This is a genomic window from Nocardiopsis suaedae (genome assembly GCF_027706745.1).
In the GTDB taxonomy this organism is placed as follows: domain Bacteria; phylum Actinomycetota; class Actinomycetes; order Streptosporangiales; family Streptosporangiaceae; genus Nocardiopsis_A; species Nocardiopsis_A suaedae.
The window spans coordinates 21,476-34,209 of sequence record NZ_JAQFWP010000025.1 but is presented as its reverse complement, the minus strand read 5'-3'; the positions used below and the strand labels follow the sequence as shown (position 1 = coordinate 34,209).

At 76.0% G+C, this 12,734-nt stretch carries 11 protein-coding genes; 4 read left to right on the top strand and 7 right to left on the bottom strand.

Annotated elements, in window-relative coordinates; all coding sequences use genetic code 11:
* Positions 1-230: 230 nt before the first annotated feature.
* The 5 genes from O4U47_RS14830 to O4U47_RS14810 form a co-directional block, all read right to left on the bottom strand.
* Positions 231-869, bottom strand: coding sequence for a VOC family protein (locus tag O4U47_RS14830; protein WP_270678439.1), 639 nt, complete (start codon positions 867-869; stop codon positions 231-233).
* 168 nt (positions 870-1,037) lie between these two features.
* Entirely contained in the window at positions 1,038-2,663 is a 1,626-nt protein-coding gene (locus O4U47_RS14825) for a sigma-70 family RNA polymerase sigma factor (protein ID WP_270678438.1), read from the bottom strand.
* 144 nt (positions 2,664-2,807) lie between these two features.
* Positions 2,808-3,392, bottom strand: coding sequence for a DM13 domain-containing protein (locus tag O4U47_RS14820; RefSeq protein WP_270678437.1), 585 nt, complete (start codon positions 3,390-3,392; stop codon positions 2,808-2,810).
* Between the two features lie 75 nt (positions 3,393-3,467).
* Positions 3,468-4,127: a response regulator gene (locus O4U47_RS14815; RefSeq protein ID WP_270678436.1), complete on the bottom strand. Its 660-nt coding sequence runs from the start codon at positions 4,125-4,127 to the stop codon at positions 3,468-3,470.
* A complete protein-coding gene (locus O4U47_RS14810) occupies positions 4,124-5,581 on the bottom strand; it encodes a sensor histidine kinase (protein ID WP_270678435.1) in 1,458 nt (485 codons plus the stop codon). Before O4U47_RS14810 ends, O4U47_RS14815 begins: the two co-directional genes overlap by 4 nt.
* Before the next feature lie 212 nt (positions 5,582-5,793).
* Here O4U47_RS14810 and O4U47_RS14805 point away from each other — a divergent pair, with 212 nt between their 5' ends.
* The 4 genes from O4U47_RS14805 (at position 5,794) to O4U47_RS14790 (ending at position 10,219) form a co-directional block, all read left to right on the top strand.
* Positions 5,794-6,429, top strand: coding sequence for a phosphatase PAP2 family protein (locus tag O4U47_RS14805; RefSeq protein WP_270678434.1), 636 nt, complete (start codon positions 5,794-5,796; stop codon positions 6,427-6,429).
* Positions 6,426-8,981 (top strand): FtsX-like permease family protein, encoded by a 2,556-nt coding sequence (locus O4U47_RS14800; protein WP_270678433.1) that lies wholly within the window; start codon positions 6,426-6,428, stop codon positions 8,979-8,981. The genes O4U47_RS14805 and O4U47_RS14800 overlap by 4 nt, the downstream gene beginning before the upstream one ends.
* A gap of 55 nt (positions 8,982-9,036) precedes the next feature.
* A complete protein-coding gene (locus O4U47_RS14795; protein WP_270678432.1) occupies positions 9,037-9,261 on the top strand; it encodes a type II toxin-antitoxin system VapB family antitoxin in 225 nt (74 codons plus the stop codon).
* A 76-nt stretch (positions 9,262-9,337) separates the two neighbouring features.
* On the top strand, positions 9,338-10,219 hold the full coding sequence (locus tag O4U47_RS14790) for an amidohydrolase family protein (protein ID WP_270678431.1): 882 nt from the start codon (positions 9,338-9,340) through the stop codon (positions 10,217-10,219).
* Between the two features lie 17 nt (positions 10,220-10,236).
* On the opposite strand, the gene O4U47_RS14785 is transcribed toward O4U47_RS14790, so the two are convergent.
* Both O4U47_RS14785 and O4U47_RS14780 read right to left on the bottom strand, forming a co-directional pair.
* Complete coding sequence (locus O4U47_RS14785; protein WP_270678430.1) at positions 10,237-11,487, bottom strand: MFS transporter; 1,251 nt, start codon at positions 11,485-11,487, stop codon at positions 10,237-10,239.
* Positions 11,488-11,739: 252 nt separating this feature from the next.
* Positions 11,740-12,693 carry a GlxA family transcriptional regulator gene (locus tag O4U47_RS14780; RefSeq protein WP_270678429.1) on the bottom strand — a complete coding sequence of 318 codons (954 nt, stop codon included), beginning with the start codon at positions 12,691-12,693 and terminating at the stop codon, positions 11,740-11,742.
* Positions 12,694-12,734 lie beyond the last annotated feature (41 nt).

Genomic DNA, 12,734 nt, shown 5'->3' with positions numbered 1-12,734 from the left:
CGCGGACCCGTCACGCCGCCCCATGAACACATAGGCGGCGACCGCCGCGGCGATGATGAGCACGGGAAGAACGAACAGAACAAAGGTCATCTCTCGGCCTCATTCCATCGGGGGGGGGATCGCCGCGTGGGCGAACCGGTGCGGCATCCGACAATCCTGCGATCTCTGGACGTCCGACAGATCCCCTTGTGACCGACCGGAGACCCGATGGGGTCAGAGCCGCAACCGGATCACGGCGGGGGAGTGAGCTCGACGCGGCCGTTCGGGGTGTCCAGGGCGACGACGAGTCCGGCCGGTCCGGGGTCGGCGCGGACCCCGGCGCCGACCGCGTCCAGCGGCCCCGCGACCGCGTCCGGGTCGGGGGCCTGGACGCGCATCCCGGCCAGGCGCACCTCCGGGAGCCCCGACGCGGTCGGGTGCGGGGTGCGGCCCCAATCGATGAGGAAGGGGACCGCGCCGGACGGGTGGGCGCCCAGCGGGTCGGTGAGAGTCCAGCCGACGAGTGCGCCGTCGGGCCGGTACCGGCTCATGGCCAGGACGCGGCCCGGGTCGTACCCGGCGCCGCGCGCGCGGCGCGCGTGCGCGTCCAGGCCGTCGCGGCGCACGGCCCAGGTGACGGCGCCGGGGGCGGAGAGCCCGTCGATGCGGAACGGCCGCGGCCCGGCGGGCGGGATCTGGGAGGGGTCGGGACCGACCAGCTCCAGGTAGGCGCCGTGGCCCAGCCCGACGAGCAGGTTGTGGGTCCCCCACCCCGGATGCGAACCGCCCACGGCGGGTTCGACCCCGGCGAGGCGGGCGAACGCGGCACCCGCGGCGGGGAGGTCGGGGGCGGCGTACACGATGTGGTCCAGCGCGTGAGGGATGCCCATGACCACCATTGTGGCGACCGCCGCGGCGGCGATCGAGCGGGGTTACCGCCGCCGCGGCGGTCACCCCTCAATGAGTCCCCACGGGCCCCGGCGTCCCGCAGGTTTATCGTTTCGTTACCTGATTTTCCGGAGGCGTCCCCCGCCACCTGCGGAACCACCCGTCGGCCGTCATTCGGCGGCGGCGAGGAATCGCAGTCGGGAGGCGTCGTAGTAGTTGTAGATCGTCACCAGCGGATCCCCCTCCTCCGGCGGCGGGGCGAACTCGCTCCACTCCTCCACCCCGAGCTGGAACTCGCCGCCCTGCGGCCCCGCCGCGTCGGTGACCAGGTAGTAGCTGCCGTCCGGGTGCATCAGGAAGCGGAACATCTGCCCCTGCCGGTCCGCGCGGCAGGGCTCGTGGCTGACCGCGTCGCCCTCATGCGCCTCCGGCTCGTAGCCGAGGCAGCCGCCGGTCCCGACGTTGCGCAGCCAGGTGCGGTCGTCCCCGGGCGCAGGGGCGAACGTCTCCCACACCTCATCCTCCTCCCCGCTGCAGTACCCGACGACCACATGCCCGCCCTCCGGCACGACGCAGGCGCCCGTCCCCGCGTTCATCAGGCGCGCCGACTGCGCGCGCGGCCCGATGTCGTCGCCGCGCTCCCGCACCGTGTCCTCTTCGCCCCCTCCGCCGCCGTCCCCGTCCTCTCCGTCGTCCTCCGGCTCCTCCTCCGGTTCCTCGGCGGTGTCGTCCTCGGCCTGCTGCGCGGGATCGGGCGCGACGGTGGGGCCCGGAACCGGCTCTTCGGGCGGCCGGGGCGGATCCTGCACCGGCTCCTGGGGCGCCCGCGGAACGGCGGCGGTGGCCGTGTCCTGGGACCGCCCCTGCTCGGGTGCGGGCACTCCCCCCAGGACGGCCGCGCCGCCGATCACCGCGGCGGCCCCGACGGCGGCGGCACCCGCGGCCAGCGGTGCCGACCCGCCGGTCGCCCCGGCCAACAGCCCCGTCTGCAGCCCGGCCACACCGGTGAACGGCCCCGCCCACATCAGCAGGGCGGCGGGCAGCACCGTCCGCATGCGCCTGCTCAGCCCGCTCAGCTCGGCGAAGGCCGACCGGCACCGCTCGCACTCGGCCAGGTGGCGCCCCAGGTCGCGCCGGGTCCTGCGACCGCCGCGGCGCGCCTGCGCACCGATCATCGGGGCGAAGCGGCGGCACTCCCCCTCGGCCCCGGCGATGTGCGCGGACAGGTACGCCTCCCGCAGCCCCTCCCGCGCGCGCGAGGCCAGCGACCCCACGCCGCTGCGGCCGATGCCCAGGAGCGGCGCCACCCGTTCGGCCGCCTCCCCCTCGACCTCGGTGTGCCAGAGCACCGCCTGCCAGCGTTCGGGCAGGGAGTGGAAGGCCCTGCGCACCAGGCCGCCGTCCTCCAGGCGGAGCACCCGCTCCTCGCCGCTCTCCTCCGGGGCCGCGCCCAGCCAGCGCTCGAAGTCGTCGGAGAGCTCGGTGCGCCGCTCGGTGCCCGCCCAGTCGGCGGCGGTACGGCGCACCACCGCCAACAGGTAGGGGCGCCAGGCCTCGCCCGGGCCGTGCCCCGCGCGCACCGCCTCCAGGGTGCGGGTGAAGGCCTCCGAGGCGAGGTCCTCGGCGGTGTGCGGGTCGCGGCAGCAGGTGAGGGCGTAGGCCAGCACCGGCTTCCAGTGGCGGCGGTACAGCTCGTCGAGGGCCTGCGTACCGGCGGTCCCGCCGTCGCGGAGCCCGGCCGCGAGCGCGCCGTCGGACCCGGCGTCGCGCGCGGGCCCGGGATCGGTTTCGGTCATGCACCCCGCCCCTGTTCGGCACGGATCGTCCGGACTTCCGTCATTCTGGGAGCCGGGCGCCCCATTGAAAAGAGTGGTCGCGGAAGCGCTCAGTGTAATGGGATATGCCGGACGTGGCGCGAGTCGCCCGCCTTCGGCTGCGCCTCAGAGGTCGAGCGGCGCCGAGCCGAACGCCACCGAGAAGCGGTCGCACCAGATGACCACGCTGGTCATGCCTTCGATATCGGCGTCCTCCGGAATCTCGTAATTGGCGTCGCCGTGCGTCCCCTTGAGCGCACCGAGGTCGACGTAGCGGCCGTCCCGGTACTTGAACCAGTCGCCGCCCGCCTCCTGGTCGGTGAGCCAGACGTACAGGTCCGGCCCGTCGCTGGAGGCCAGCCCCTCCAGCCGCACGTGGCGGGACCCGTCGGCGAGCTCCAGCACACGCGCCGTGCCGGTCGTGTCGTGCTCCTGGGAGACGAACTCCCCCTCCGCGAGGACGACGGGCTCGGCCGGTTCCCCGGTCTCGGCCTCGGCCGACCCCTCCGCGCCCTCTGCGCCCTCCGGCTCCTCCGCCGCATCCGGCGCGCCCTGCGCACCGTCGCTCTGCTCCACCGCGGGCAGGTCCTCGTCCACGGTCGTGCTCGTGTACAGGCGCCAGGGCTGGAACGCCCACAGCCCCACGGCCACCAGTACGACCGCGATCGCCGCCGCCCCCCACACCAGCGGATGCCGCACCCACTTGCCCATGTCGCCCTCCCTGTCGCCGGATCGTGCCCCCTTCATTCGGAGCCGGTGCGCGGGGGGCGACACCCGAGCCCGGGATCACATGCGGACGAGGCCCGCCTCATAGGCGAGCACCGCAGCCTGGACCCTGTTGGACACGCCCAGCCGGGTGAACGCCGAACTGACGTGCGTCTTGACCGTGTCCTCGACCAGGTGCAGGCGCCGCGCGATCTCGGCGTTGGACAGCCCCTGGCCCAGCAGCGCCAGCACCTCGCGCTCACGCGGGGAGAGCGCCTCGGCCCGTGCCGCCGCGGCCGCCCGGGGATCGGGGCCGCCGTCCTCCTCCCGCAACCGCCCGGCCAGGCCGCGGGCCATCTCCGGGGAGAGGAAGGCGCCGCCCGCGGCCACCGCCTTCACCCCGGCGATCAGCTCCCGCGGGTCGCCCGCCTTGAGGAGGAACCCGTTGGCGCCGTCGCTCAGGGCGCGCACCATGTACTCCTCACGGCCGAACGTCGTCAGCATCGCCACGGCCGTCCCCGGAGAGGCGCGGCGCACCTCGCGCACCGCGTCCAGGCCGCCGCCGCCCGGCATCTGGATGTCGACGAGGGCCACGTCGGGTCGCTCCCGGCCGACCAGCTCCACCAGCCCCGCGGCGTCCTGGGCCTCTCCGGCGACCTCGATGCCCGGGTCGGCGGTCAGGATCGTCCGCACCCCAGCCCGGATGAGCGCCTCGTCGTCGGCGAGCACCACCCTGATCACGCGTCCCCGTCCTCCTTGCAGTGCAGGTCGGGTGTCGGACGGCGGTCGTAGACGCACGCCGACACCAGTTCGCCCCCAGAGAAGCACACCTGGAACGCCTGGTCGGGCGACCACTCCGGACCCCGCGGGGAGCGGTAGTAGCGGCACTCGTCGGCGTCCTCGGGCATCAGCAGCTCCAGACCGGGGTCGACGACCGCGGTGGGCAGCCGGGCCGCGGGCAGCCGCTCCTCCACGGCCGCCCGGTCCTGCCCGATGGCCAGCCGGGAGAACTCCTCCCGGGTGAGCACGGCGTTCTCGGTCAGATAGGCGCCGTAGGCGTACCAGCCGACGACCAGCGGCAGGAGCACGGCCGTGGCCGTGGCGACCGCGACCGCCAGTTCCCGGCGGGCGCGGACGGGGCGCTCGCGCGCCGCCGCGGCGGCGGTGGCCGAGAGGTGGGCCGCGACGGCGAAGCCGCCCCCGCCGGTCGGGCCGGACTCCAGGGCGCCCCCGGCCCGCTCCACCCGGTCGCGCAGCGAGCTCAGCCCCCGCCCGCCCCCGGCGGACACCGGCAGGCCCGCGTCCGCGGGGCCGTTGGCCACCCGCACGAAGGCGGTCCTGCCGCGCCGCCGCGCGCCGACCTCCACCGTGACCGCCGCGCCCGGGGCGTGCTTGGCGGCGTTGGTCAGCGCCTCCCGGACGACCGCGAAGAGCAGCGTCCGCGCGGCGTGGTCGCCGGGCGGCTCGGTCCCGTCCCAGGCGATCTCCATGCCCGAGGAGCGTGCACGCCCGATGAGGCGGCCGAGCGGCGCACCGGCGCCGTCCTGCCCGCGCGAGCGCTCCAGGAGGCCGATGACCTCGTGCAGGCGGCCGATGGCCTCGGAGGCCCGCGCCCGCAGCTCACCGACGCCCTCCCGGTAGTCCTCCTCCGACAGCCCCGGGGCGACCTCCAGGCCGCCCGCCCGGACGGCGATGAGGCTGAGGTCGTGGCCGAGGGAGTCGTGCATCTCCTCGGCGATGCGGGCCCGTTCGCGCAGGCGCTCCTGCTCGGCGACGGCGTCGCGCTCGCGTTCGAGGGCGGCGACCCGCTCCCATCCCGAGTCCAGCAGCTCCGACCGCTGGCGCATGTAGCGGCCGGTGAACCAGGGGAATACGCCGAACAGGAGGGTGACGATCGCGTCGGCCATGCCCGACCAGGGCTCCGCGCCGATAGCGAGGGGGACCACCACGCGCAGCAGGCTCTCCCCGACGGCCACCGCGAGCACGGCCGGGGCGGGGTAGCGGTGGGCGGACAGGCGCCCGGCGGCGAAGGCCGCACCGGCCAGGAGCGGCAGGAACACCGATATCGGACCGATCGGCCCGGTGGTGGTCACCGACCCGTGCACGGTCCAGGCGAGCAGCACGAGGAGCACCGCCTCACGCGCCCAGCCGCCCCACCGGCCTGCGGCGATGCGCCGCTCCTCCGTTCTGCCCACGCTGTGGACCTTAGCCCGCGGACGGCCGTGCGGCCTCCCCCGAAAGTGCCGGTGCGCCTGCCACGACAGGGCGATGTGCGGGCCTTTGTCCGCCTCTAGCCTCGAAACCCTGCGGGGCGCCATCGCAACGGTGTCCTCCGGGCGACCACCCGGAGAACGATGAACGCCACCGACGACCACCGCCACGACCCCGGAAGGGACCCCACCACCCCATGACCCTGATCCCCGAGCCCAGCACCGACGCGTACCGGGCCGTCACCTCCTTCGCACAGGACCTGCCCGCCTGGCTGCAGTCCTTCGCCGAGGCCGCCACCGACCTGCTGCTGCTGGGCTTCGCCGTGCTCTTCCTGGCCCTGTGGTGGAGGGCACGCGGCCATGGCGCGCGCGCCATGGCCGCGGCGCTGCTGGCCCCCGTCGCGACGGTGGCGGGCTATCTGGTGAGCGAGGGCGCCAAGACGCTCGTGCAGGAGGAGCGCCCCTGCCGGGCGGTGGCGGACGCGGTCACGATCGCGGCGTGCCCGCCGCACGGGGACTGGTCCTTCCCCAGCAACCACGCCGCCATCGCGGGCGCGGCGCTGGCGGCGGCGTTCATCGCGTGGCGCTGGTCGGCGGCGTTCGCAGCGCCCCTGGCCCTGCTGGAGGCCTTCTCCCGGGTCTTCGTGGGCGTGCACTACCCGCACGACGTCGCGGTTGGGCTGCTGGTCGGGGCGGCGGTCGCCGCCGCCGTGGCCATCGCGGCGCGGGGCCCGGCCGAGGCGCTGGTGGTGCGGATGGCCGCGGACACCCGGCTGCGCCCGCTGCTGACCACCCCGCCGCCCGCTCCGCACCGGCAGGAGACCCTCCGTTGAGACGCGCGCGCACCGGCCCGCTGTCCCGGCTGGCGACCACCGCCCTGGCGATCGCCCTGGGCGCCATGTTCGCCACCGCCACGCTGGTCTTCACCGACGGCGTCCGCCAGAGCTTCGCCGACTCCGCCATGGGAGGTGCCGACCGGCTCGACGCGGTCGCCCTCCCGCCCGAGGACGGCGGCGTGCTCCCCCGCGACCTGGTCCCGCGGGTGCGGGAGCTGCCGCAGGTGGCGGAGGCCGACGGCGCGGTGCGCGGGTCGGCCGTGCTGCTCGGCCCGGACGGGCGGCCGCTCGGCGGTGCGCCGGCGATGGCCGTGTCCGTGGGCGGGCCCACCGAGCGCCTGCGGATCGAGGAGGGGCGCGCGCCGGAGGGCGCCGGCGAGGCGGCGCTGTCAACGGCCACCGCCCGCACGAGGGGGCTGGAGACCGGCGACCCCGTGGCCGCCGTGGGCGCGGACGGGCGGCGGCGGGAGTTCACCGTCACCGGCCTGGTCGGCTTCGGGCTGGACCGCACCGCCTCGGCCGCGGGCGCGATCGCCTTCGACCCGGAGACCGCCGCGGAGGTCACCGGGGTCGACGGGTACGCGGAGCTGCGCGTGCTCGGCGCCGACGGCACGGACCCCGAGGAGGTCGCGGCGGCGGTCCGGACGGCGCTCGGCGACGGGGCCCAGACCATGACCGGCCCCGGGTACGGCGCCGTGCTCGCCGAGGACGCGGGGGTGCAGGCGCGGTCGGTCACCGTCGGGCTGTCGCTGTTCGCGGCGGTGGCGCTGTTCACCGCCGCGCTGGTCATCGGCAACACCTACGCGGTGCTGGTGGCCCAGCGGCGGCGCTCCACGGCGCTGCTGCGCTGCCTGGGGGCCGACCGCGGACAGATCCTGCGCGGGGTGCTGGCCGAGGCGCTGGCCGTCGGGCTGGCGGCCTCGGCGGCCGGGGCGGCGCTGGGGGTGGGCGTGGCCGCGGCGGCGGTGGAGCTGGCCGGCCGGTCGGCGGGGGCGGCCTCCTTCTTCGGGACCGGCGGCGCCGAAGGGATGCCGCTGGTGGTGTCCCCCGTCTCGCTCGCGCTGGGGGCGGGGGCGGGGGTGGTGACCACCGTCGCCGCGGCCGCGCGCCCGGCGGCGGCGATGCGCACGGCCCCGCTGGCGGCACTCCGGGAGAGCGGAGGGGACGGCGGCTCCGAGGAGGGCGCCGGGCGCGGGGCGCGGCTGCGCGCCCTGGCGGCGGCCGCGCTGTTCGCCCTCGCCGCCGCCGGTGCGTGGACGGGGATGACCCTTGAGCCGGGACCGCTGCCGATGGTGGTCGTGGCGGGCGCGGGCATGGCGGCGTTCGCTGGGGCGATGGCGGCGGCGCCGTGGCTGGTGCGGGCGTTCGCGGCGGTGGTGCGCACCCCTATGCGGCGGCTGGGGACGGCGCCGGGTCTGGCGGTGGAAGGCGTTCTGCGCACCCCGCACCGCACGGCGACCGCGATGACGGCGCTGGCCGTCGGGGCGGCGCTGATGTCGGGGTACGCGGTGGCGAGCGCGTCGATCCAGTCCACGCTCACCGTGGTGATGGCGCGCGAGATGCCCGCCGACTACGCGCTGCGCCCCCTGACCTCTCAAGACGGTGGCGACACGGACGCCCAGGCGTCCGCGCTCCCCGCCTCCCTCGCCCGCGAGTTGGGGGAGGACCCGGCGGTCGGCCTGGTGATGCGGGACCGGCGCGCGGCCGCCCGCGTGGGGGGCGAGCCGACCCCGGTGGCGTCCTTCTACGGCGCGCGCCTGGGCACCGACCTGGCGATGGAGACCGCGGAAGGCGACCTCGCCGACGTCGCGCCGGGGCGGGCGGCCCTGCACGCGGACGACGCCGAGCGGCTGGGGGTCGGCGTCGGCGACACGGTCCGGGTGCCCGGGGACGGGGCCGACCTGGGCCTGACGGTGGCGGCGGTGACCGCGTCGGAAGGGGGCATGCCGGGCCTGGTGGTGGCGCCGGAGGACTTCACGGAGCTCTTCCCGGACACGCCGGACGCCGGCCTGCTGGTGGTGGGGGCCGACGGCGCCCCGGCGGAGAGGGTTCGGGAGGCCGTGGACGCCGCGTCCGCCGCCCACCCGGGTTTGGAGGTGGTCAGCGGCGCGGAGCAGCGCGAACAGTACGGGCGGCTGTTCGACACGATCTTCGCGGTGGTGGTCGGGATGCTGGCGGTGGCGGTCGTGATCGCGGTGCTGGGCATCGCGAACACGCTGGCGCTGTCGGTGCTGGAACGCGGGCGCGAGTTCTCCCTCATGCGCGCGCTGGGGCTGACCCGCGGGCAGCTCCGCGGGCTGGTCGCGTCCGAGGCGGCCCTGGTCGGCGCGGCCGGAACGGCGGTCGGGGCGGCCCTGGGCGTGCTGTTCGGCCTGGCGGCGGCAGGGGCGGCGATGGACGACATGGTGCCCGCGGTACCGGTGGCGCGGGTGGCCGTCCTGCTGCTGGCGGGCGTCCCCGCCGGTCTGCTGGCGTCCCTGGCCCCCGCCGCCCGCGCGGCCAGGGCCCCGGTCGCAGGCCTGGCAGCGGGTGCTCCTGGGGCGGTGTGATCCGCGAAAGACGGGTCACGAACAGCCGTCTCGTGCGTGATCGTGAAGGAGGTGGATGATGGCCGTGACTCGGATCGACATCGTCCCTGATGTCCTCAGCGTTGTGATGAGGATGACCGGCGCGGCGACCGAGACGGACGCCGTGGACCTGGCTCTCCGCGAGTACGTGGCACGCCGCTCCCGCGCCGCCGCGCTGGACCGCTTCGCAGCGCTCTCGGCCTCGTGGGACTACGAGTACTGGCGGCGGAGCCGCGAGAGCGAGCGTGCTCCAACGGAGTGATCCGGTGCCCCCTCGGCTCCACAGGAGCGGTGCCCCGGACCTGCGCGAGCGCAGCGCACTTCCGTAGAGTGACCGCGTGACATACGCCGCATCAGCCGACGAAACCGCCGACGTCCGGGCGTTCTGGGAGGGACTCGGCCTCCCCGGCCTGATCGACGTGCACACGCACTTCATGCCGCAGCGCGTGCTCGGCAAGGTCTGGGCGTACTTCGACGCCTTGGGCGAGGGCGTCTGGCCGATCACCTACCGGCAGGACGAGGCCGAGAGGGCCGACCTGCTGAGGCGGTTCGGCGTCGTCCGCTATACGTCGCTGCTGTACCCGCACAAGCCGGGGATGGCCGAGTGGCTGAACGGGTGGGCGGCGGAGTTCGCGGCCGCCCATGACGACTGCCTGCACAGCGCCACGTTCTTCCCCGAGCCTGAGGCGGAGCGGTACGTGGCGGACGCGCTCTCCTCAGGGGCGCGCGTCTTCAAGGCCCACCTCCAGGTGGGCGGCTACGACCCGCGCGACCCGCTGCTCGACCGGGTCTGGGGGGCTCTGGCCGACGCGGGGGTCCCCGCCGTCGTGCACTGCGGGTCCGGCCCGTTGGAGGGGCCCTTCACCGGCCCGGGGCCCTTCGGCGAGGTGCTGAGGGCCCACCCGGACCTGAAGGCGGTCATCGCGCACGCGGGGTCGCCCGAGTACACGGAGTTCCTCGGCCTGGCGGAGCAGTACGACGGCGTCCACCTCGACACGACGATGGTGTTCACCGACTTCACCGAGCGGATGGCGCCGTTCCCCCCGGAGGAGGTCCCCCGCCTCAAGGCCCTGGAGGACCGCATCCTCCTCGGCACCGACTTCCCGAACATCCCCTACCCGTACGTCCACCAGCTCCGGTCCCTCGCCGGCCTGGGACTGGGGGACGGGTGGATGCGGTCGGTGCTGTACGGCAACGGCGCCCGGCTGTTCTCGGTCTGAACGCGGCCCGGGCCGCATCACACGGCGGCAGGGACCTCCCGCACCGCGTCGTCGGCCTCCCCGAGGACCGGAGCGGCCACCGCGGCCGGCGCCGGCTCCGCGACCGCCGTCCGCCGGACGAGTGCGGCGCGCCGCTCCGACAGCCCGAGCAGCAGGGCGAGCCCGAGCCCGATGGCGGACAGGACCGCACCGACCAGGGCGGGCGAGGTCAGGCCCAGTCCCGCCGAGATCGCCGCACCGCCGAGCAGCGCTCCCAGGGCGTTGGCGATGTTGAACGCCGAGTGGATCCCTGCGGCGGCGAGGCCCGGCGCCTCCTTGGCCTTCTCCAGGATGGTCGTCTGCAGGCTGGTGACGGCCACGAAGCCGGTCGCGCCGATGAGGAAGACCGCGATCGGCGCGAGGACGGGGTCGCCCGCCGTGAACGCGAACAGCCCCAGGGAGGCGGCGAGGGCTCCGGTGAAGAGGTAGAGGGTCGGCATGGGCGCGGCGTCGGCCAGGCGCCCTCCGGCCACCGCGCCCGCGGTGGTGCCGACACCGAACAGGGCCAGCATCAGGGCGACGCCGGTGGCCCCGTACCCGGTCACGTCGGTCAGCACCGGGCTGATGTAGCTGTAGGCGGCGAAGCTGCCGCCGAACCCGAAGACCACGACCGCGAAGGCGAGCAGCACCTGGGGCCGGGCGAAGACCCTGACCTCGCGGCGGACCGGGACGGGGGCGGGGCGCGGCTGCTCGGGCAGGGCCGCGCGCAGCACCACCGCGGCGACGGCGCCGATCACCGCCACGGCGGCGAACGCCCAGCGCCAGCCGAGCTCCTGGCCCATGAGGGAGCCCAGCGGCACCCCGGCGACGTTGGCGAGGGTCAGGCCCAGCAGCACCCGGGCGACGGCCTGGCCGCGCCGGTGCCCGGCCACCATGTCGGCGGCCACGACCGACCCGATGCCGAGGAAGGCGCCGTGCGGCAGCCCGGCGAGCACGCGGGTGGCCAGCAGCGCCTCGTACCCGGGGGCGGCCGCGGACAGGGCGTTGGCCCCGGCGAACAGCCCGAGGAGGGCCAGCAGGAAGGTCCTGCGGGGCAGCCGGGACCCGGCGACGGCCAGCAGCGGGGCGCCGATGACCACGCCGGCGGCGTACCCGGAGATGAGGTGCCCGGCGGTCGGGACGGAGACCCCGACGTCCGCCGCGACCTCGGGCAGGATGCCCATGATGACGAACTCGGTCGTGCCGATACCGAAAGCGCCCAGAGTGAGCGCCCACAGGGCGACGGGCAAGGTGCCCTCCTTCGCGGGGACATGCGCGACCGCACGCCGAAGAGAGGCGGGGAGCGGCCGCAAGACGGTCGGGTCCGGTGCGCCGGGGGCGGGAGCGGTGCGGTAAAGCGCAGGTCAGCCCAGAGAAATGGGCGCACGAAACCTTGACAACGCCAGGAGGGGGCGCGGGAAGTCCTGATGTGCGCATGACCCCGCGCACAGGGGCGGGGGCGCTGCGCCACACGGCCCAGCGCCCCCGCCAACGCCTGACGGCTACCTGGCCCGGCCGAAGGCGCGGCGGTAGGCGCCGGGGGTGGTGCCGAACCGGGCCCGGAAGCGGCGGCGCAGGTTGACGGCGGAGGCGAGGCCGACCCGGGCGGCGACCGCCTCGACCGGGAGGTCGGTCTCCTCCAGCAGCACGCGCGCCGCGTCGAGGCGCCGGGTGAGCAGCCACTGGCCGGGGCTGGTGCCGAGCTGCTCGGTGAACCGGCGGGCGAGGGTGCGGCCGGACACCCCCGCGCGCTCGGCCAACCGCTCCACGGTCAGCCGGGCGTCCATCCGGCCCTCGGCCCACTCCAGCAGCGGCGCCAGCGACGTGTCCGGCCGGGGCGGGGCGGGCCGCACGGCGAACTGGCGCTGGCTGCCCTCCCGGTGCGGGGGCAGCACCATGATCCGGGCGATCTGGTCGGCGTAGGCCGCGCCGTGGTCGCTGCGGACCAGGTGCAGGCACAGGTCGATGCCGGCGCCGGTTCCGGCGCTGGTCGCGACGTCGCCGTGGTCCACGTAGAGCACGTCGGGGTCCACCTGCACCTCCGGGAACTCCGAGGCGAGGCGGTCGGTGCGGCGCCAGTGGGTGGTGGCGCGGCGGCCGTCGAGGAGGCCCGCGCGGGCGAGGGCGAAGGCGCCCGTGCAGATGGCGGCGACCCGCGCCCCGCGCCGGTGGGCGGCGCGCAGGGCGTCGGCGACGCCGGGCGGCACCGGCGCGCCTACCGGGTTCCACGCCGCCACGACGACGGTGTCCGCGTCCTGGAGGGCCTCCAGCCCGGCGTCGACGTGGATCGCGTAGCCGACGGTGGTCGGCACGGGGCCGGGCCGTTCGGCGCAGACCGAGAAGTCGTAGCGGGGCTCGGCGTCGGGCGGCACGGTGCCGAAGACCTCCGAGGCACAGGCGAGCTCGAAGGGCGACTGCGGCGGACTGATCAGGGCCACCACCCGGTGCAGGCTCATGGCGCGAATGTACCTGTAGGTGTCTTTCCGGACTCTCGGCG